Raw genomic sequence first — 20,524 nt, 5'->3', positions numbered from 1 at the left:
CTCACGCGGCCACTTTAGGGCGAACGATCGTCGCCGGCAGCGCGACCAGGGCCATCACCCAGAACACGCCGTGGCCGAGGTGCTGGTACAGGAAGCCCGCAAAGACCGTCATGATCGCGATACTGCCGCCCATCGCCACCGCAGAATAGACCGCCTGCAGGCGAATAACGTCCCCGCCCTCGCGCGCAGAGATATAGCGCATCGCCGCCAGGTGGCAGACGGTGAAGGTGCCGCAGTGCAGGATCTGCGCCACAATCAGCCAGGGCAGCTCGGTGGTCCAGCCCATGATCCCCCAGCGCACCACGCCGCAGACGGCGGAAAGCAGCAGCAGGTCGCGCGCGCCAAAGCGGCGGAAGAGCTTTTTACTCAGCGCGAAGATGATGACTTCCGCAACCACTCCGAGCGACCACAGGTAGCCCACCGCGGAGGCAGAATATCCCGCCCCCTGCCAGTAAATAGCGCTGAAGCCATAGTAGGCAGCATGCGCCCCCTGAAGCAGGCAAACGCAGGCCAGGAAGCGCCAGCTCTGGGCAACCAGGCTTCGCCAGGCAGGCCAGCCCGCGCTCTCCTGCTGGCGGCTCTCCCCTTTCGGCATCACCGACGGGCGCAGTAACATGCCCAGCAGCATGGAGGCAATACCGACGCTCAGGAGGGCAAGGATCGCATGATAATCGTAGAGGCTGACCAGCTTACCGACCAGCGCGGAGCCGATCACAAAGGCAATCGATCCCCACAGGCGCACGCGGCCGTAGTCCATCGTGATCTGCTTTTGCCAGGTATTCGCGAGGGCATCCGTCAGCGGCACCAGCGGCGAGAAGAACAGGTTGAAGCCAACCATCACCACCATCAGCCAGGCAAACTGCTGGCTTACCCAGAAGCAGGCGACAAAGACCAGCGTGAGCAGCGCCAGAATACGCACGGCCCTAATCAGTAAGGAGGGATCGCTGACCCGCGGCGCAATCAGCAGGCTGCCCAGGAAACGCGCCACCAGGCCTGCGCCCAGCAGGACGCCGATGGTTTCTGGCGTAAGGCCAATCCCTTTGAGCCAGACGCTCCAGAAGGGCAGAAAAATACCGTAGCTAAAGAAATAGGTGAAATAGCTGAGCGCCAGCCAGCGCGTGGAATGCAAGACCATGAATCCCTCCCGAAATGGAGGCGATAGTCTGGCGTTAATCCCTGACTTTAGCAAGCCGTTAGCGTGCTATAAATTAACGATAAATTAACATGATGGACAGGCGGTCGGCGTATGGCGAGAGCGGGAAAATTGTATTACGTTTAAAGGACATCGCCTGATGAGGTCGTTTGCCATGAACAGCTTACGTTATTTTGATTTCGGCTCCTCACGTTCTTTCCTGCTTTTGATTGCCCGTATCGCCATCGTTGTTCTGTTTATTATTTTTGGTTATCCAAAACTGACGGGATTTAGCGGCACCGTACAGTACATGACGTCGCTTGGGGCACCTGCGCCGATGCTGGCAGCCATCATTGCGGTCGTGATGGAGGTCCCCGCTGCAATCCTGATTGTGCTGGGCTTTTTTACCCGCCCCATCGCGGTGCTCTTTATCTTCTATACCCTGGGAACGGCGGTGATTGGCCACCATTACTGGGATATGACCGGGGATGCGGTTGTGCCTAATATGATTAACTTCTACAAGAACGTCAGTATCGCCGGCGCGTTTATTTTGCTGGCGATTACCGGGCCGGGAGCCATCTCCCTTGACCGACGGTAAAGCATAAAAAAAGGCCGCAAGAGCGGCCTTTTTTATTTCTGCAGGGCAGAAGGATTATGCGTAAACCGGGAAGCGTGCGCAGATATCCAGAACTTTACCTTTAACGCGCTCGATAACCGCTTCGTCATTGATGTTGTCCAGAACGTCACACATCCAGCCCGCCAGCTCTTTCACTTCCGCTTCTTTGAAGCCGCGGCGAGTCACGGCCGGAGAACCGATACGGATACCGGAGGTCACGAACGGGCTCTTCGGATCGTTAGGCACGCTGTTTTTGTTCACGGTGATGTTGGCGCGGCCCAGGGCAGCGTCAGCTTCTTTACCGGTCAGGTTCTTATCAACCAGATCCAGCAGGAACAGGTGGTTTTCAGTACCACCAGACACCACTTTATAGCCGCGGCTCAGGAACACTTCCACCATCGCTTTAGCGTTCTTAGCAACCTGCTGCTGGTAAACTTTGAACTCTGGCTCCATCGCTTCTTTCAGCGCTACCGCTTTCGCGGCGATAACGTGCATCAGCGGGCCGCCCTGCGCGCTTGGGAACACGGCAGAGTTCAGTTTCTTATACAGATCTTCGTCACCGCCCTTCGCCAGGATCAGGCCACCGCGTGGACCCGCAAGGGTTTTATGGGTGGTGGTGGTCACAACGTGAGCGTGTGGAACCGGGTTCGGGTAAACGCCCGCAGCAATCAGGCCCGCAACGTGCGCCATATCAACGAACAGGTAAGCACCGATGCTGTCTGCGATTTCGCGCATTTTTGCCCAGTCAACCACGCCGGAGTAGGCGGAGAAGCCGCCGATGATCATTTTCGGCTTGTGCTCTTTGGCCTGCTTCGCCATGTCTTCGTAGTCAATTTTACCGGACTCATCAATACCGTAAGGGATGATGTTGTACAGTTTGCCGGAGAAGTTAACCGGGGAGCCGTGAGTCAGGTGGCCGCCCTGCGCCAGGTTCATACCCAGCACGGTATCGCCCGGCTGCAGCAGCGCGGTGTAAACCGCGAAGTTAGCCTGGGAGCCGGAGTGCGGCTGTACGTTAGCGTAGTCTGCGCCAAACAGCTCTTTGGCACGGTCAATCGCCAGCTGCTCAACGATATCAACATACTCGCAGCCGCCGTAGTAGCGCTTGCCCGGGTAACCTTCAGCATATTTGTTGGTCAGCTGAGAACCCTGCGCCTGCATGACGCGCGGGCTGGTGTAGTTCTCGGAGGCGATCAGTTCGATGTGCTCTTCCTGACGTACTTTTTCCTGCTCCATAGCCTGCCACAGTTCGGCATCATAATCGGCAATGTTCATTTCACGCTTTAACATCCGCATCTCCTGACTCAGCTAACAAGTAAATTTTGGCCTGAAAAGGCAGTCCTGTTGGACGACGGGCAACAGTATAACTGAATAGTTGTGTGATAACAGGTCTTGACAAACGATTTTACGCAAACGTTTTCCTTGGCGCCACGCAAGGGTTTGAGCGATAAAGCCCTCGCCGTTTTCAACGGATTTCTTTTCAGGTTTGTGATGCACATATTTCATGATGCAAAGAACCATTTACATTGCAGGGGTATTTTTATAAGATGCATTTAAAATACATCATTAAAGTAACATTTGAAGGAAGCTGCTATGTTAGACGCTCAAACCATCGCTACCGTTAAATCGACTATTCCCCTGCTGGTTGAAACCGGCCCTAAGCTGACCGCCCATTTTTACGATCGCATGTTTACGCACAATCCGGAGCTCAAGGAGATTTTCAACATGAGCAACCAGCGTAACGGCGATCAGCGTGAAGCCCTGTTTAATGCCATTGCGGCCTACGCCAGTAATCTTGAAAACCTGGCGGCCCTGCTGCCTGCGGTAGAAAAAATCGCGCAGAAACATACCAGCTTCCAGATCCAGCCTGAGCAGTACAACATCGTGGGCAGCCACCTGCTGGCGACGCTTGACGAAATGTTCAGCCCGGGCCAGGAGGTGCTGGATGCCTGGGGCAAGGCATACGGCGTGCTGGCGAACGTATTTATTAACCGTGAAGCGCAGATCTACAGCGAAAACGCCAGCAAGAGCGGCGGCTGGGAGGGCACCCGCGCGTTCCGCATCGTTGAGAAAACCCCGCGTAGCGCGCTGATCACCAGCTTCGAATTTGAGCCGGTTGACGGCAAGCCGGTGGCGGATTACCAGCCGGGCCAGTATCTGGGCGTATGGCTGAAGCCAGAAGGTTTCCCACATCAGGAGATTCGCCAGTACTCGCTCACCCGTACGCCAAACGGTAAAGGCTACCGCATTGCGGTGAAACGTGAAGACGGCGGTCAGGTTTCTACCTGGCTGCACAACGACGCCAGCGTGGGCGATGTGGTTCACCTGGCAGCGCCAGCGGGCGATTTCTTTATGGCCGTTGAAGCCAATACCCCGGTGACGCTGATCTCTGCAGGAGTAGGTCAAACGCCGATGCTCGCCATGCTGGATACGCTGGCAAGATCCAGCCACGGCGCGCAGGTCAACTGGTTCCACGCCGCGGAGAACGGCGACGTGCACGCGTTTGCGGATGAAGTGAGCGCGCTGGCGGCAGGCCTGCCGCACTTTACCGCCCACACCTGGTATCGCCTGCCGACGGACGCTGACCGCGCTGCAGCACGTTTCGACAGCGAAGGTCTGATGAATTTAAGCCAGATGGAAGGAGCGTTTAGCGCGCCGAATATGCAGTTTTACGTCTGCGGGCCGGTGGCGTTTATGCAGTATGCCGCGAAGCAGCTGGTTGAGCTGGGCGTGAATAAAGACAACATTCATTATGAGTGCTTCGGGCCGCATAAGGTGCTGTAACGCAAAAAGCCCCTCGTTCGAGGGGCTTTTTTTTGCCGGATGGCGGCTGCGCCTTACCCGGCCTTCAACACCGTTGGCAATGTTAGATTGCCGCGTCGTCTTCTTCACCGGTACGGATACGGATCACGCGGGCTACGTCGAAGACGAAGATTTTGCCGTCGCCAATCTTACCCGTCTGCGCCGTGCGGATAATGGTATCGACACAGGTATCCACGATATCGTCGCTGACCACGATTTCAATTTTCACTTTCGGCAGAAAGTCGACCATGTACTCTGCGCCACGATAAAGCTCGGTGTGGCCCTTCTGACGACCAAAACCTTTCACTTCCGTTACTGTCATCCCGGTGATGCCGACTTCCGCCAGCGCTTCACGCACATCATCCAGTTTGAAAGGTTTAATAATCGCATCAATCTTTTTCATGGTGGGTCCTTAAACTCTTGCCTGTAAGCTGCCTCGTAATCGATTGCTCACAGTACCATACGGCACTACTCTTTAAAATCGTTTGCTTCCAGCTCGTGGCGCGACAGCAGCTTGTAGAACTCGGTACGGTTGCGCCCGGCCATTCGCGCCGCGTGGGTCACGTTGCCTTTGGTTATCTGCAGCAGCTTGCGCAGATAGTTAAGCTCAAACTGATTACGCGCTTCGGCAAACGTAGGTAGGGCAGTGTTTTCCCCTTCCAGCGCCTGCTCCACCAGCGCGTCGCTGATCACCGGCGACGACGTCAGCGCAACGCACTGCTCAATCACGTTAACCAGCTGGCGCACGTTGCCCGGCCAGCCTGCGGTCATCAGCCGCTTCATCGCATCGGTGGAGAACGCGCGAACGAAGGGCTTGTGGCGATCGGCGGACTGGCGCAACAGGTGGTTCGCCAGCAGGGGAATGTCTTCCGCCCGCTCGGCCAGCGCCGGGATCTTCAGGTTCACCACGTTCAGGCGATAGTAGAGATCTTCGCGGAATTCGTTGCGCGCCATCACTTTGGGTAAATCCCGGTGGGTGGCGGAGATAATGCGCACGTTAATATCGATATCGCGGTTGCTGCCAAGCGGGCGAACCTTGCGCTCCTGCAGCACGCGCAGCAGCTTAACCTGCAGCGGCGCAGGCATATCGCCAATCTCGTCGAGGAACAGCGTGCCGCCCTCCGCCGCCTGGAACAGCCCTTCACGGCTGCTCACCGCCCCGGTAAAGGCGCCGCGCGCGTGACCAAACAGCTCAGACTCGAGCAGTTGCTCCGGCAGAGCGCCGCAGTTAATGGCGATAAAGGCATTTTTAGCGCGCGGGCTGGCGTTGTGGATCGCCTGCGCGAGGATCTCTTTCCCCGTTCCGCTCTGGCCGTTAATCAGCACGCTGACGTCAGATTGCGCCACCATCCGCGCCTGTTCGAGCAGGCGCAGCATGATGGGGCTGCGCGTGACAATGGACTCTCGCCAGGCTTCATCGTTCGAGGGCGCGGCATGCTCGAGGGCGCTGTCGATGGCCTTGTAGAGCGCGTCTTTGTCCACCGGCTTGGTCAGGAAGCTAAAGACGCCCTGCTGCGTCGCGGCAACCGCATCCGGGATCGAGCCGTGTGCCGTCAGGATGATCACCGGCATGCCTGGCTGCTGCTTCTGGATCTCAGTGAATAGCTGCATGCCGTCCATTTCGTCCATCCGCAGGTCGCTGATCACCAGGTCGATCTTCTCGCGGCTGAGCACCTTCAGCCCCTCCTGCCCGCTTTCGGCGGTGACAACGCTGTAGCCTTCACTGACCAGGCGCATCCCCAGCAGCTTTAACAGCCCGGGATCGTCATCGACCAGTAACAGATGGGCAGGTTTACGGCTCGTCATGCTTCACATCCTCTTGTTTCTGCGTGTCGCTGTCCGGCACCGCAGATGAGCTACCGGGCTGATATTTACGCGACGAAAGCTGTCGTTCGATATCGGTCAGGTTTTCAAGCTTGCGCGTGGTGGTATCAAGCTGGGTGCGCAGCGAGTCCTGCTGCTGGCGCAGCGTATCCAGCTCGCCATCCGTTGACTGTTGAAGCCTGCTGTAACGCGAACGCTCTTCAGATAATTGCAGCTGCAGCGTCTGGCCGTCCCGCCAGAGTTGATAAACCGGACGCACCTGCGTGGGAATATTCATCACGAACGTATCGAGACGGGTAATATTAGCGCGACGTTCAACGGGGGTAATTTTGGCATCCGCCAGCACGATCCCGCGCTTGAACGCATCCTGCCAGGTATTGTCCGCCAGCATCGCCGCTTGCGCACGGGCTTCAACCGGCGCCAGACGCTGGGCACAGTCAATGCCACGCAGCCAGAACAGCGGATTGGATTCGACGTCGTGTCCCGACAGATGCCAGATATCCTCACAGCGGGTGGACAGGAAATCGGCCAGCTGATTTTCTGGCCATTTATCCTCTTGTTTATCGCTAATCGCGCTCTGCGGAGGATGGGAAACACATCCCGCCAGAAGTAAACCAGGCAGGCTCAGGCGTAACGTTTTGCTGGAAAACACCGCGCGTATGGCGCGGAAAAAGACGTGTGACATACTCACCAGACATAGATTCATTTCATTGATTTTTCCGGCTCAAGAGGCAGTTCGATACGAAAACACACATCTGAACGTTCGTCCGTGGCGATGTTGAGTTCACCGTGCATGCGTCGTATGCAGTCGCGGGCAATACTGAGCCCCAGACCACTTCCTTTTACCGCACCTTTTCGCTGATGACTTCCCTGGAAAAAGGGCTCGAAAATCATCGTTTTTTCATCATCCGGGATCGGGGTGCCGGTATTAGCAACCTCAATAAACACCCGCGGCCCCTGCAAATAGCTTCTGATATAAATGTTACCGGATTCAGTACCATAGTGCACCGCATTGGAATAAAGATTATCCAGTACGCTCATTAACAGCATGGGCTCAGCAAGGCAGGCAGGCTCGTTGAGATCCACATGGGTATGCATCATTTTAGCTCGTGCTGGCAGGCTGTGGGCGGAGATCACCATATCCACGAGGGGTTCGATCTCCACGTTTTCCAGCTCCACCGCGCCGTCCGCCAGCTTGCGGTTGTAGTCCAGCAGCTGCTCAATCAGCTTTTGCAAATTGCGGCTGCTGGCGTCCAGAATATCAACAATCTCTTTTTGCTCAGAGGTCAGCGGCCCCGCCACCTCGTCGGCCAGCAGCTCCGTGCCTTCGCGCATGCTGGCAAGCGGCGTTTTAAGCTCATGTGAAATATGGCGTAAGAACTGATGGCGCTGTGTTTCCAGCCACGCCAGACGCTCTGAAAGCCAGATGATACGCTGGCCTACCGAACGCAGCTCGCGCGGACCTTTGAAAACAACCGTATCCCCAAGGGACTTTCCCTCCCCCAGGCGGTTAATCATCCGCTGGATGCCTTTTACCGGGCCGATAATCATACGGGTAAAGAGCAGCACCAGCCCGAGGCTGACCAGGAATAGCACCAGCGCCTGCCAGCCAAAGAACTGGCCGCGCTCGGCAATCTCCTGCTGGAGCTGCTGTCCGCGAGAGAAGATCACCGTGCGCGTCGACTGAACCATTTCCGTATTGGCATTCGCAAAGGCTTCCAGGCGTGCGGCAGCGGCGGCGTCCGGACCGCTGTTTTTACACTGCAGCTGCGCCAGATCGTTCAAATCCTGACGCAGCGCCTGGTAGAGTTTGTCATCCGGCAGAACGCCTGCATGCGCATCCAGCATTTCGCTGTAGCGTTTACGCTGATTTTGATAGACCTTCTCAAGCGTGCGGTCATCCAGCACGCAATACTGGCGATAGCTGCGCTCCATCTCCAGCGCGGCGTTGGTCATCGCTTCGCTGCGCCTGGCGTCGATGAGCGTGGTGCGGTTCGTTAACGCTGCCTGCGCGCTCAGTGCATTCAGGCTTTGCCAGGCCTGCCACGCCAGAACCAGCAGGGGCAGCAGAATCAGCAGAAACGCCATCATAACGAGCTGACGCAGGGAGCGGGGGAAAGCGGGCCAGCGTTTCAACACATGACTCTCTAAATGTGGGTTTGGTGAGAGCGTAACTGAGTCTGCCCTGCAGATACAACAAAGCCGGGTAAAAACCCGGCTTTGTTGTGAAATGAGGCGGTGCCTTACTCGACGTTTCGCCCTGGCCTGATAAAGCATCGCTATGATCAGTAGTTGGACGGCAGGCACCTTTTTGTGCGTCATTCGAAGTTTATGTAGCGCGTCCCGAAGGGGCTGACATAAGAGGGTGAATGAGCCACTGGTTAATATTATGCAACAGCCGTGCCAGAATGCAAAACAAATTATTAACACATTGAAATATATGATTTTTAGCCATTTAACCTGTTAATTATCTGCTGAATGATTTCCAGGCTAAGTGTCGCTATTAAGCAACACCTTAACGGGAACCTGTCCTGTTATATATAAATCAATGGGTTAAATGTCTCCATTTAGAGACAGTCGTATACCCTCTTTGTCGCAGTTTTGCGACACGCATAAAAAAGCCCGGTGGCGCTTACGCTTACCGGGCCTACAGGGTTAGGGTGCTAAAACTTAACCCAGCTGTTTACGCGCGTTGCGGAAGATACGCATCCACGGGCTGTCCTCGCCCCAGTTTTCCGGGTGCCATGAGTTGCTCACGGTGCGGAACACGCGTTCCGGGTGCGGCATCATGATGGTCGCACGGCCGCTTTCGCTGGTCACCGCCGTGATACCGTTGGCCGAGCCGTTCGGGTTTGCCGGGTAGGTTTCTGTCACCTTGCCAAAGTTATCGACAAAGCGCAGCGCCACCAGGCCTTTGCTCTCCAGCTGAGCCAGATGCGCAGCATCACGCACTTCTACCTGACCTTCGCCGTGGGAAACGGCGATTGGCATCTGTGAACCGACCATTCCCTGCAGCAGCAGAGACGGGCTTTGGGTCACTTCCACCAGGCTGAAGCGCGCTTCGAAGCGGTCAGACTGATTGCGCACGAAGCGCGGCCAGGCTTCGCTGCCGGGGATCAGCTCGCGCAGGTTAGACATCATCTGACAGCCGTTACACACGCCCAGCGCCAGCGTCTGCGGACGGTGGAAGAAGGTTTCGAACTCGTCGCGCACGCGGCTGTTGAACAGGATGGACTTCGCCCAGCCCTCGCCCGCGCCCAGCACGTCGCCGTAGGAGAAGCCGCCGCACGCCACCAGCGCCTGGAAATCTTCCAGACCGGTACGCCCGGCCAGCAGGTCGCTCATGTGGACGTCGATAGCGTCAAAGCCCGCGCGGTGGAAGGCAGCCGCCATCTCAACGTGGGAGTTAACGCCCTGCTCGCGCAGCACCGCCACCTTCGGACGCGCGCCGGTCGCAATGTACGGCGCAGCGATATCGTCGCTGATGTCGAAGGAGAGCTTCACGTTCAGGCCAGGATCGTTGTCGTTGGCCTTCGCGTTATGCTCCTGATCGGCGCATTCCGGGTTGTCACGCAGGCGCTGCATCTGCCAGGTGGTTTCCGCCCACCACATGCGCAGCGTGGTGCGGCTTTCGCTAAACACCGCGTGGCCGTCTGCTTCAATGACGAAGCGGTCGCCCTGAACGGCTTTACCCAGATAGTGCACGCAGTCTGCCAGGCCGTGCTTCGCCAGGAGGGCTTCCACCGCGTTGCGATCTTCGGCGCGTACCTGAATGACGGCACCCAGCTCTTCGTTAAACAGCGCAGCCAGACGGTCATCGCCAAGGGTAGCAATGTTCGCTTCCACGCCGCAGTGGCCGGTGAAGGCCATCTCTGCCAGCGTCACCAGCAGGCCGCCGTCGGAACGGTCGTGGTAGGCCAGCAGCTTACGCTGCGCCACCAGCGCCTGGATGGCATCGTAGAAGCCTTTCAGCTGGGCAACGTCGCGCACGTCGGCCGGCTTGTCGCCGAGCTGGCGGTAAACCTGCGCCAGCGCGGTGGCGCCCAGCGCGTTGTGGCCTTTACCCAGGTCAATCAGCAGCAGGGCATTATCTGCGGTCGAAAGCTGCGGCGTAACGGTGTGACGCACATCTTCCACGCGGGCAAATGCGGTGATCACCAGCGACAGCGGAGAGGTCATCTCGCGCTGCTCGCTGCCTTCCTGCCAGCGGGTTTTCATCGACATAGAGTCTTTACCCACCGGAATGGTCAGGCCGAGGGCTGGACACAGCTCCTCGCCCACCGCTTTCACGGCTTCATACAGGCCAGCATCTTCGCCAGGGTGACCGGCTGCGGCCATCCAGTTTGCGGAAAGCTTGATACGCTTGATGTCGCCAATCTGCGTCGCGGCGATGTTGGTCAGCGCTTCACCCACTGCCAGACGGGCAGAGGCGGCGAAGTCTAGCAGCGCCACCGGGGTGCGTTCGCCCAGCGCCATCGCTTCGCCGTAGTAGCTGTCGAGGCTGGCGGTGGTCACGGCGCAGTTAGCCACCGGGATCTGCCACGGGCCGACCATCTGGTCGCGCGATACCATACCGGTCACGGTGCGGTCGCCGATGGTCACAAGGAAGGTTTTCTCCGCCACGGCGGGCAGGTGCAGCACGCGGTTAACCGCGTCGGCAACGGTAATGCCCTGACGATCCAGCGCTTTGCCCGCCGCTTTACGGGTTGTAACGTCGCGGGTCATCTTCGGCGTTTTGCCGAGCAGGACGTCCAGCGGCAGGTCGATAGGCTGGTTGTCGAAATGGGTGTCGCTTAAGGAGAGGTGCAGCTCTTCGGTCGCTTCACCGATGACGGCGTACGGCGCGCGCTCGCGGCGGCACAGCTCGTCAAACAGCGGCAGCTGGTCGGCCGCAACCGCCATCACATAACGTTCCTGGGATTCGTTACACCAGATTTCCAGCGGGCTCATGCCTGGCTCATCGTTCAGGATGTCGCGCAGGTTGAAGCGACCGCCGCGACCGCCGTCGCTCACCAGCTCCGGCATGGCGTTAGACAGGCCGCCCGCGCCCACGTCGTGGATGAACAGGATCGGGTTGGCATCGCCCAGCTGCCAGCAGCGGTCGATGACTTCCTGACAGCGGCGTTCCATCTCCGGGTTATCGCGCTGTACGGAGGCGAAGTCCAGATCGGCATCAGACTGGCCGGAGGCCATTGAAGATGCCGCCCCGCCGCCCAGGCCGATGTTCATCGCCGGGCCGCCGAGCACGATCAGCTTCGCGCCCACGACGATCTCGCCTTTCTGCACGTGATCGGCGCGGATATTGCCGATCCCGCCCGCCAGCATGATCGGCTTGTGGTAGCCACGCAGCTCTTCGCCGTTGTGGCTGTCCACTTTCTCTTCGTAGGTACGGAAGTAACCGTTCAGCGCCGGACGACCAAATTCGTTGTTGAAGGCCGCGCCTCCCAAAGGCCCGTCGGTCATGATATCCAGCGCGGTCACAATGCGTTCTGGCTTGCCGAAGTCTTCTTCCCACGGCTGTTCAAAGCCCGGAATACGCAGGTTGGAAACGGAGAAGCCGACCAGACCCGCTTTCGGCTTAGCACCACGACCGGTTGCACCTTCGTCGCGGATTTCACCGCCGGAGCCGGTCGCCGCACCCGGCCACGGGGAGATCGCCGTCGGGTGGTTATGGGTTTCGACTTTCATCAGGATATGCGCAGGCTCCTGATGGAAGTCATAGCGCCCTGCTTCGCGATCGGCGAAGAAGCGGCCCACCTCGGAACCTTCCATCACCGCGGCGTTGTCTTTATAGGCGGACAACACGTGGTCAGGGGTTTTCTCCATGGTGTTTTTAATCATTTTGAACAGCGACTTCGGCTGCTGTTCCCCGTCGATGACCCAGTCGGCATTGAAAATCTTATGGCGGCAGTGCTCGGAGTTGGCCTGCGCGAACATGTAGAGTTCGATGTCGTTCGGGTTGCGGTTCAGCTTAACGAACGCGTCCTGCAGGTAGTCAATTTCGTCATCCGCCAGCGCCAGGCCGAGACGCTGGTTGGCGTCAATCAGCGCCTGACGGCCCTGCCCCAGCAGGTCAACGCTCTGTACCGGTGCAGGCTGATGGTGAGAGAAAAGCTTCTGCGCGTCGTCGAGAGAGGCAAACACGCTCTCCATCATGCGGTCGTGCAGCTCGGCGGCAACCGCCTGCCACTGCGCGTCGCTCAGGGTAGAGGCTTCAACGTAGTACGCTACGCCGCGTTCCAGACGGTTAATCTGGCTCAGACCGCAGTTGTGGGCGATGTCGGTGGCTTTAGAAGACCAGGGGGAGATGGTGCCCGGACGCGGCGTCGCCAGGATCAGTTTACCGGTTGGCGTGTGGCTGCTCAGGCTTGGGCCGTACTTGAGCAGGCGTTCCAGCTGTTCGCGCTCCTCTGCATTCAGGGGGGCATTCAGGTCAGCAAAATGGACATACTCAGCGTAAATATTGCTTACCGGAAGGTCGGCTGCCTGAAAACGTGCCAGCAGTTTGTTAATACGGAAGGCAGACAGTGCAGGCGAACCACGCAGAATTTCCATCATAAGTCTCTCGTCTTCGAAGCGCCGGGGCGCTTACAGTGTGCGCAAGGGGGGAAAACGGGCGTCATTATAGTGAATCCTGAGCGCCGACGAAACCGTTTGCGTCGAAATAAAATCAGTACGGACGTTTAACAATAGATGTGACCTGTCTCTCTAATTGGTTGCCAACTGGCGCAAGTTTGCGCAAAATGCCGCTCAATCAATGGCAAACCTTATTCTTAACATGGCTACAGCATACTGAGGCATCCGGCGTCGCAGAGAATTAACTAATTGAAAAAATTAAAGATTAATTATCTGCTCATCGGCATTGTTACGTTGCTGCTGGCAGTGGCCCTCTGGCCTTCTATCCCCTGGTTCGGCAAAGCCGAAAACCGTATCGCCGCCATTCAGGAGCGGGGGGAGCTGCGCGTCAGTACGCTCTCCTCTCCGCTGATTTACAGCGATATCAACGGCAAAACTATTGGTCTGGATTATGAACTGGCCCAGCAGTTTGCGGACTACCTTGGCGTAAAGCTGAAAGTCACGGTACGGCAAAACATCAGCCAGCTGTTTGATGACCTGGACAACGACGACGCTGATATCCTGGCAGCCGGGCTGGTCTACAACAGCGAACGCAGCAAGAACTATCAGCCGGGCCCAACCTACTATTCCGTTTCGCAACAGCTGGTGTACCGCGTCGGCAGCCTGCGCCCGCGCTCGCTTGCCACCCTTAACGATCGGCAGTTGACGATTGCTCCCGGTCACGTCGTCATTGACGACCTGCGCGCCCTTAAAGAGAAAAAGTATCCCGACCTCAGCTGGAAAGTCGATGCAAAGCTGGGCACCACCGAGCTGCTGGAGCAGGTAAAAGACAAAAAACTGCCCTATACCATTGCCGATTCGGTGGCGATCAGCCTGTTTCAGCGCGTTCATCCTGAAATTGCCGTGGCGCTGGACGTCACGGACGAACAGCCGGTGACCTGGTTTACCCAGCTCGACAACGATCAAACCCTTTCTGCAGCCATGCTCGACTTCTATAACACCATCAATGAAGACGGCACGCTGGCGCGTCTTGAAGAGAAATACCTCGGACACGGGGATGATTTTGATTACGTCGATACCCGCACCTTCCTGCGCGCCGTGGACAGCGTGCTGCCGGACCTGCAGCCGTTATTCGAAAAGTACGCCCAGGAGATTGACTGGAAGCTGCTGGCGGCCATTTCGTATCAGGAGTCGCACTGGGACGCACAGGCCACCTCTCCGACCGGCGTACGTGGCTTGATGATGCTGACCAAGAATACCGCGCTGAGCCTGGGCGTTAACGACCGTACCGATGCGGAACAGAGCATCAGCGGCGGCGCGCAGTATTTGCAGGATATGATGGCGAAGGTGCCGGAAACGGTGCCGGAAGAAGAGCGGATCTGGTTTGCGCTGGCGGCTTACAACATGGGCTATGCACACATGCTGGATGCGCGCGCGCTGACGGCCAAAACCAAAGGCAACCCGGACAGCTGGTCTGACGTTAAACAGCGCCTGCCGCTGCTGAGCCAGAAGCCGTGGTACAACAAGCTGACCTACGGCTATGCGCGCGGGCATGAGGCCTACGCCTACGTGGAAAACATTCGTAAATACCAGATTAGCCTGGTGGGCTATCTGCGTGAGAAGGAAAAAGAGGCGGCAGAGGCGCAACAGCTTGCGCAGAGCTATCCGGCGGTTGCTCCGGACGAACTTAATCGCCCGGCTGGTTCAATACTGCCTTTTGTTGCTTTTTCTGCTGCCGGCGCATTCGAAAGAAGTCACTCAGCAGACCCGAACACTCTGGTGCAAGTACCCCACCGATAGTCTGCACCTGATGGTTCATGCCCGGATGGCCGAGCACGTCCATCAGCGAACCCGCCGCGCCGGTTTTTTCATCCCGCGCGCCAAAAACCAGGGTTCCGATTCGGCTGTGTACCATCGCCCCCGAACACATCACGCAGGGCTCCAGCGTGACGTACAGGGTGGTATCGAGCAGGCGATAGTTTTGCAGCACCAGTCCCCCCTGGCGAAGCGCCATAATTTCGGCGTGCGCGGTAGGATCGTGGCGGCCAATCGGACGGTTCCAGCCTTCCCCAATCACCTGATTGTTATAAACCAGCACGGCACCTACGGGCACTTCGCCCTCATCCCAGGCGCGCTGGGCCAGCGTTAGCGCGTGGCGCATCCAGTATTCGTGATTGTGTTCAGGGTTGGACAACGATTTATACTCCAGTCGAAAGCGGGCGGCATTATACACACCCGCTATAGATAAGACTATTCGAGTTGCTGAAGTTCGCCCGATGGCGTGACGCGCCAGCGGTGCTGGCAAAAGTAGAGCAGCGGGTTGTCCTGCTTGCTGTCGCTGTAGCCGCTGTACAGGCGCAGCGGCGTACCGATGCGTTTCTCCAGCTGGACGACCTTTTCATGACCCAGGCAGCGCATGGTCAGCACCCAGCCGCCGTAGCCGCGCGCGATTTGCGTGGCGATGAGATTGACGCGCGGTAGCCATGGCGTATCAAAGTAGACCTGCTCCACCAGCGTCTGCGGCGAGCCGGTAATTAGCCAGATGTCGGCATCGTTAGCATCAAGGTAGTTTGTGAGGCGGTTTTGAACCACGGGAAACGCGGCAACGTGGCCGCGGAACCAGCGCGCAAAATCCTGTTCGAGCTGTTTGAGCCGCGCTTCGCTGTGGCCAAAGGTACATCCCCACAGCAGCAGGCTCATGGGCCAGCGCGCTGCCCGGCCTTTGACCAGCAGCGCGATGCCAATTACGGGTAAAAGCGGTAAGACGAGCAGCGCATTCAGAGGCTGGCGCCGCAGCAGGTAGCGCATAAAGGTGCCGAACATATCCTGCTGATGCAGCGTTCCATCCAGGTCGAAAAAAACAACGCGACGCTCGTGATTTGCCAAACCTTACTCCTCTGGGTCGTTGAATCCTAACAGCCAGGTAAACAGGAACCCGGCGATCACCGCTACTAAATAGCCTAACAGATAGAGCATGACTTTTCCGGTCACGATGGTTAATGCCAGCGGTAAACCGGAAATACCAAAGGTGATGACGGTTGCCACTTTCCAGTAGCTGACCAGCGCCCCGCCCACGGCGCCCCCGAGACAAGCGGCGAGAAAAGGTTTACCTAAAGGCAGCGTAACGCCAAAAATCAGCGGCTCGCCAATTCCGAGCAATCCGACAGGCAGCGCCCCTTTGATGACCTTTTTGAGGCGCGCGTTGCGTGTTTTCATCAGCACGGCGATAGCCGCACCGACCTGCCCCACGCCCGCCATCGACAGGATCGGCAGAAGCGCGTTATAGCCGTGCGCCTGCACCAGCTCGACGTGGATGGGAACCAGCCCCTGATGCAGACCCGTCAGCACTAACGGCAGGAAGGTGCCGGAGAGCACAGCGCCCACTAACAGGCCGCCGCGGTCGATAGCCAGAGATGCACCGTGCGCTATTGCCTCAGAGATCCAACCGCCCAGCGGCTGCAGCGCCACAATGGCTACGCTGCCGGTAATCAGCGTGGTCAGCAGCGGGTTAAGGATTAACTCGATCGACCCGGGCAGGACTGCGCGAAGCCGTTTTTCAATCCAGCACATCAGGATGACCACCAGCAGCACCGCAATCACCCCGCCCCGGCCGGGCTGTAGCGCCTCGCCAAACAGCGTAATCTGCGCCAGCTGCGGGCTGGACAGGATCCCCGCCATAACGCCGCCCATGGCCAGCGATCCGCCAAACACCTTCGCGGTGTTCACCCCGACCAGAATGTTCATGATGGCGAACACCGCGCTGCCGAAGATCCCGAGAATACCCAGCAGGTTCGGATAGTGGGTGGCAAAGTCCCCGACAATATCCGGGCGCTTGAGGATGTTGATAATCCCGGTTATCAGCCCCGAGGCAATAAACGCCGGGATCAGCGGAATAAAGACGTTCGCCAGCTGCCGCAGCGCGTCGCTCATCGGGGCTTTGTATTTGGCTTTTGCCTGGGCTTTAGTGCGCTCGGCATCGTCAAAGGAGGCCGTTGCGTCTCCTCCCACCATCAGCGCGCGCATAGCGTCGACGACCTTCGCCGCTTTACCGGGCCCAACAATCAGCTGATGCTGCTGCCCCTGCTTTACGTAGCCGCTCACGCCGGGGAGTTGCTTAAGCCGCGCCAGATCGAGCCGTTCGTCGTCATGCACCTCGACGCGCACGCGCGTCATGCAGTTTTCCAGACGCTGAATATTTTGTTCTCCGCCGATCCCCTGCAGGATGCCGCTGGCGAGCGCTGCTGTTTTTTCCATACACGCCTCTGTTAGTTTTCTAATGCAGCCCGTAAGAATCCATGATGCGCATCGAGTTTTGCTCTCGCCGCCGCCGCGTCCAGACCGCTTAAAATCATCAGAATGGCTGGCTTAACCTCATGGTCGGTTTGTTTAAGAGCGGCTTCGGCCTCTTCACGGCTTGCCCCCGTCGCTTCCACCACCATGCGGCAGGCTCGGTCCACCAGCTTGACGTTGGTGGCCTGCATATCCACCATCAGGTTCTGATAAACCTTGCCGAACTTCACCATCGCCCCGGTGGAGATCATATTGAGCACCAGCTTCTGTGCCGTCCCAGATTTGAGACGCGTGGAGCCGGTGAGCGCTTCTGGACCGACGACGGGAGAGATGGCAATGTCCGCCACCTGCGCAATCGGCGAGCCGGGGTTACAGGAGATGGCCACGGTGGTGCAGCCCGTCCGGTTGGCATATTCCAGGCCGCCAATCACGTACGGCGTGCGCCCGGATGCGGCCAGCCCGACCACCAGATCCTGCGCGGTCAGGCTCAGGGCGTTTAGATCATCTTCGCCGAGCTGCCTGTTGTCTTCCGCCCCCTCAACCGCTTTCAGCAGCGCGCCTGGGCCCCCGGCTATTAACCCCACCACCAGACCGTGCGGCACGCCGAAGGTCGGTGGGCATTCTGAGGCATCAAGCACCCCGAGGCGCCCGCTGGTGCCGGCCCCCATATAAATAATGCGTCCACCGGCCTTCAGCGCGGCCGCTGCCGCATCGACGGCCTTCGCAACCTCAGGCAATGTCTCTTTCACTGCCTGCGCGACCAGCGTATCCTGTTGATTAAAACGGTTAACCAACTCCAGCGTGGAGAGCGCGTCAAGATCCATCGTCTGCGGGTTGCGCGTTTCTGAAACAAGTGAGCCAAGATTCATCTTTTGTACCTCAAGAATTTTTAATTCATAATAATCACACTATAATGGAATATAAAATTCATTCAGGCGAGCAAAATCCGTATTTGCGCAGGTAATCACATTTTCGCCAGGAGATCCTATGAACTGTTTAATTCGCATTCGCCAGCGTTACGCAGGCTTTGCCCAAAGCGACAAGAAGCTGGCGGATTTTCTGCTTTCGCAGCCTGACCGCGCGCGCCACCTCAGTTCACAGCAGCTGGCAAGTGAAGCCGGCGTGAGCCAGTCAAGCGTGGTGAAATTCGCCCAAAAGATTGGCTTTAAGGGCTTTCCAGCTTTGAAGCTGGCACTCAGTGAAGCGCTGGCGAGTAACCCTAATCCTCAGTCGATGCCGGTCCACAACCAGATTCGCGGCGATGACCCGATGCGCCTGGTGGGCGAAAAACTCATTAAAGAGAACGTGGCGGCGATGCATGCCACGCTGGACGTGAATACCGAGGAGAAGCTGCTGGAGAGCGTAGCGATGCTGCGCGGGGCGCGGCGTATCATTTTGACCGGGATAGGTGCGTCCGGATTAGTGGCGCGTAACTTCGGCTGGAAGCTGACAAAAATTGGCTATAACGCGATTTCCGAGCACGACATGCATGCCCTGCTCGCGACCGTACAGGCGATGGATCCTGACGATTTGCTGCTGCCTATCTCCTATTCGGGCGAACGTCGCGAAATCAACATGGCCACTGATGAAGCCCTGCGCGTCGGCGGCAAGATTCTGGCGATCACCGGTTTCACCCCCAATGCCCTGCAGCAGCGGGCAACGCGCTGTTTGTATACGATCGCAGAAGAGCAGGCCACGCGCAGCGCGGCTATCTCGTCAACCAGCGCGCAGATGATGCTGACGGACCTGCTGTTTATGGCGCTGGTGCAGCAGGATCTTGAACGCGCGCCGGAACGTATCCGCCACAGCGAAGAGCTGGTAAAAAAATTGGTTTGAGTAGGGAATGCGCATATAATGCCCGCCCTGTTTGTGTTGGTTCTGAGAATTTCCTGATGGCGCTGTTAATCACCAAAAAATGCATCAATTGCGATATGTGCGAACCCGAATGCCCTAACCAGGCGATTTCGATGGGTGACAGCATTTATGAGATTAACAGCGACCGCTGCACCGAATGCATCGGCCACTATGAAACGCCGACCTGCCAGAAGGTGTGCCCAATCCCTAATACAATCCTTAAGGATCCGGCACACGTCGAGAACGAAGAGCAGCTGTGGGATAAGTTTGTGCTGATGCATCACGCAGACAAACTTTAACTTTCGATAATCACCGTGGCGCTGGCATAGCGGCGCTCATCCGCTATCGTCACGTGCATGTGATTCACACCCATCTTCTCTGCCAGCTTTTGCGCCTCGCCCCATAAGCGCAGGCGCGGTTTCCCCAGCTCATCGTTAAACACTTCAAACTGGTTAAACGCCAGGCCGTTACGGATCCCCGTACCGAAGGCTTTGGCTGCCGCCTCTTTAACCGCAAAACGCTTTGCCAGAAAACGGACCGGCTGCTGGTGCGCTTCCCAGATGGCCCACTCGTTATCGCTCAGCACGCGTCTTGCGAGACGATCGCCGCTACGGGCGATCGCCGCTTCAATACGGGCTATTTCGACGATATCGGTGCCTAAGCCCAGTATGGCCATTACTGACGCGCTTCCTGCATCAGGCGTTTCATCTCTGATACCGCCTCTTTCAGTCCGCTCATCACCGCACGGCCAATAATGGCGTGGCCGATGTTCAGCTCGTGCATTTCCGGCAGCGCGGCGATGGCCTTGACGTTGTGGTAGGTCAGGCCGTGACCGGCGTTAACCTTCAGACCCAGACCTGCTGCATACGTAGCCGCTTTAGCGATACGCTCCAGCTCTTTCGCCTGCTCGGCGTCATTTTTGGCATCGGCATAACAGCCGGTGTGAATTTCGATATAGGGTGCGCCGACGTCCGCAGCCGCTTTGATCTGATCAAAATCGGCATCGATAAACAGCGAGACCAGGATGCCGGCATCGGCCAGGCGCTGGCATGCATCGCGCATTTTGTCGCGCTGCCCCGCCACGTCCAGGCCCCCTTCGGTCGTCACTTCCTGACGCTTTTCCGGCACCAGGCAGCAGAAGTGCGGCTTCGTCTCGCAGGCGATGGCCAGCATCTCTTCGGTAACCGCCATTTCGAGATTCATGCGGGTATCCAGGGTCTGGCGCAGGATACGGACGTCGCGATCGGTGATATGGCGACGGTCTTCACGCAGGTGGACGGTAATGCCGTCGGCGCCAGCCTGCTCGGCAATAAACGCTGCCTGAACCGGATCGGGGTACGCCGTACCGCGCGCATTGCGCAGGGTAGCGATGTGATCGATGTTGATGCCTAACAGTAATTCAGCCATGACAATCCTCGGTATTTTGGTTC

General features: G+C 57.8%; 18 protein-coding genes. 5 read left to right on the top strand and 13 right to left on the bottom strand.

Going from position 1 to position 20,524, the window contains the following annotated elements; all coding sequences use genetic code 11:
* Position 1: 1 nt before the first annotated feature.
* A complete protein-coding gene (locus D5067_RS06135) occupies positions 2 to 1,135 on the bottom strand; it encodes a 3-phenylpropionate MFS transporter (RefSeq protein WP_119937465.1) in 1,134 nt (377 codons plus the stop codon).
* 172 nt (positions 1,136 to 1,307) lie between these two features.
* Here D5067_RS06135 and D5067_RS06130 point away from each other — a divergent pair, with 172 nt between their 5' ends.
* Positions 1,308 to 1,730, top strand: a complete 423-nt coding sequence (locus tag D5067_RS06130; RefSeq protein ID WP_119937502.1) for a DoxX family protein — start codon at positions 1,308 to 1,310, stop codon at positions 1,728 to 1,730.
* Positions 1,731 to 1,784: 54 nt separating this feature from the next.
* On the opposite strand, the gene glyA is transcribed toward D5067_RS06130, so the two are convergent.
* Positions 1,785 to 3,038 carry a serine hydroxymethyltransferase gene (gene glyA / locus D5067_RS06125; RefSeq protein ID WP_119937466.1) on the bottom strand — a complete coding sequence of 418 codons (1,254 nt, stop codon included), beginning with the start codon at positions 3,036 to 3,038 and terminating at the stop codon, positions 1,785 to 1,787.
* 303 nt (positions 3,039 to 3,341) lie between these two features.
* Here glyA and hmpA point away from each other — a divergent pair, with 303 nt between their 5' ends.
* Positions 3,342 to 4,532 (top strand): NO-inducible flavohemoprotein, encoded by a 1,191-nt coding sequence (hmpA, locus tag D5067_RS06120; protein WP_119937467.1) that lies wholly within the window; start codon positions 3,342 to 3,344, stop codon positions 4,530 to 4,532.
* An 82-nt stretch (positions 4,533 to 4,614) separates the two neighbouring features.
* Here the strand turns inward: hmpA and glnB are convergent, their stop codons facing one another.
* The 5 genes from glnB to purL form a co-directional block, all read right to left on the bottom strand.
* Entirely contained in the window at positions 4,615 to 4,953 is a 339-nt protein-coding gene (gene glnB, locus D5067_RS06115) for a nitrogen regulatory protein P-II (RefSeq protein ID WP_003860685.1), read from the bottom strand.
* Positions 4,954 to 5,018: 65 nt separating this feature from the next.
* Positions 5,019 to 6,356: a two-component system response regulator GlrR gene (gene glrR / locus D5067_RS06110; RefSeq protein WP_119937468.1), complete on the bottom strand. Its 1,338-nt coding sequence runs from the start codon at positions 6,354 to 6,356 to the stop codon at positions 5,019 to 5,021.
* Positions 6,343 to 7,080: a two-component system QseEF-associated lipoprotein QseG gene (gene qseG / locus D5067_RS06105; RefSeq protein ID WP_119937469.1), complete on the bottom strand. Its 738-nt coding sequence runs from the start codon at positions 7,078 to 7,080 to the stop codon at positions 6,343 to 6,345. Before qseG ends, glrR begins: the two co-directional genes overlap by 14 nt.
* Positions 7,077 to 8,510, bottom strand: coding sequence for a two component system sensor histidine kinase QseE/GlrK (gene qseE / locus D5067_RS06100; RefSeq protein ID WP_119937470.1), 1,434 nt, complete (start codon positions 8,508 to 8,510; stop codon positions 7,077 to 7,079). The genes qseG and qseE overlap by 4 nt, the downstream gene beginning before the upstream one ends.
* 534 nt (positions 8,511 to 9,044) lie before the next feature.
* Positions 9,045 to 12,932: a phosphoribosylformylglycinamidine synthase gene (gene purL, locus D5067_RS06095; protein WP_119937471.1), complete on the bottom strand. Its 3,888-nt coding sequence runs from the start codon at positions 12,930 to 12,932 to the stop codon at positions 9,045 to 9,047.
* A 267-nt stretch (positions 12,933 to 13,199) separates the two neighbouring features.
* On the opposite strand from purL, the gene mltF reads away from it, so the two are divergent.
* Positions 13,200 to 14,750, top strand: a complete 1,551-nt coding sequence (mltF, locus tag D5067_RS06090; RefSeq protein ID WP_119937472.1) for a membrane-bound lytic murein transglycosylase MltF — start codon at positions 13,200 to 13,202, stop codon at positions 14,748 to 14,750.
* Here mltF and tadA read toward each other — a convergent pair.
* Genes tadA through murQ form a run of 4 tightly spaced genes read right to left on the bottom strand, consistent with a single transcriptional unit; the run spans position 14,638 to position 18,109 of the window.
* The gene (gene tadA, locus D5067_RS06085; RefSeq protein ID WP_210433802.1) at positions 14,638 to 15,144 is read right to left on the bottom strand and encodes a tRNA adenosine(34) deaminase TadA; all 507 of its coding nucleotides are present in this window, start codon (positions 15,142 to 15,144) and stop codon (positions 14,638 to 14,640) included. The two genes, mltF and tadA, sit on opposite strands and share 113 nt — an antisense overlap.
* A 56-nt stretch (positions 15,145 to 15,200) precedes the next feature.
* Entirely contained in the window at positions 15,201 to 15,836 is a 636-nt protein-coding gene (gene yfhb, locus D5067_RS06080; protein ID WP_119937474.1) for a phosphatidylglycerophosphatase C, read from the bottom strand.
* Between the two features lie 3 nt (positions 15,837 to 15,839).
* Positions 15,840 to 17,204 (bottom strand): PTS transporter subunit EIIC, encoded by a 1,365-nt coding sequence (locus D5067_RS06075; protein ID WP_119937475.1) that lies wholly within the window; start codon positions 17,202 to 17,204, stop codon positions 15,840 to 15,842.
* A gap of 11 nt (positions 17,205 to 17,215) precedes the next feature.
* A complete protein-coding gene (gene murQ / locus D5067_RS06070; protein ID WP_119937476.1) occupies positions 17,216 to 18,109 on the bottom strand; it encodes an N-acetylmuramic acid 6-phosphate etherase in 894 nt (297 codons plus the stop codon).
* Positions 18,110 to 18,227: 118 nt separating this feature from the next.
* Between murQ and D5067_RS06065 the strand changes: the two genes are divergently transcribed.
* Together D5067_RS06065 and D5067_RS06060 are read left to right on the top strand one after the other, a co-directional pair.
* On the top strand, positions 18,228 to 19,076 hold the full coding sequence (locus tag D5067_RS06065) for a MurR/RpiR family transcriptional regulator (protein WP_119937477.1): 849 nt from the start codon (positions 18,228 to 18,230) through the stop codon (positions 19,074 to 19,076).
* Between the two features lie 56 nt (positions 19,077 to 19,132).
* Positions 19,133 to 19,393 (top strand): YfhL family 4Fe-4S dicluster ferredoxin, encoded by a 261-nt coding sequence (locus D5067_RS06060; RefSeq protein ID WP_010434061.1) that lies wholly within the window; start codon positions 19,133 to 19,135, stop codon positions 19,391 to 19,393.
* Here D5067_RS06060 and acpS read toward each other — a convergent pair.
* Positions 19,390 to 19,770, bottom strand: a complete 381-nt coding sequence (gene acpS, locus D5067_RS06055; RefSeq protein ID WP_119937478.1) for a holo-ACP synthase — start codon at positions 19,768 to 19,770, stop codon at positions 19,390 to 19,392. The two genes, D5067_RS06060 and acpS, sit on opposite strands and share 4 nt — an antisense overlap.
* Positions 19,770 to 20,501, bottom strand: a complete 732-nt coding sequence (gene pdxJ / locus D5067_RS06050; RefSeq protein ID WP_119937479.1) for a pyridoxine 5'-phosphate synthase — start codon at positions 20,499 to 20,501, stop codon at positions 19,770 to 19,772. Before pdxJ ends, acpS begins: the two co-directional genes overlap by 1 nt.
* Positions 20,502 to 20,524: the final 23 nt, after the last annotated feature.

Source organism: Enterobacter huaxiensis (genome assembly GCF_003594935.2).
Taxonomy (GTDB): Bacteria; Pseudomonadota; Gammaproteobacteria; order Enterobacterales; family Enterobacteriaceae; genus Enterobacter; species Enterobacter huaxiensis.
Note: the sequence above shows the minus strand (reverse complement) of the source record. Positions and strands in the feature narration are given on the sequence as shown.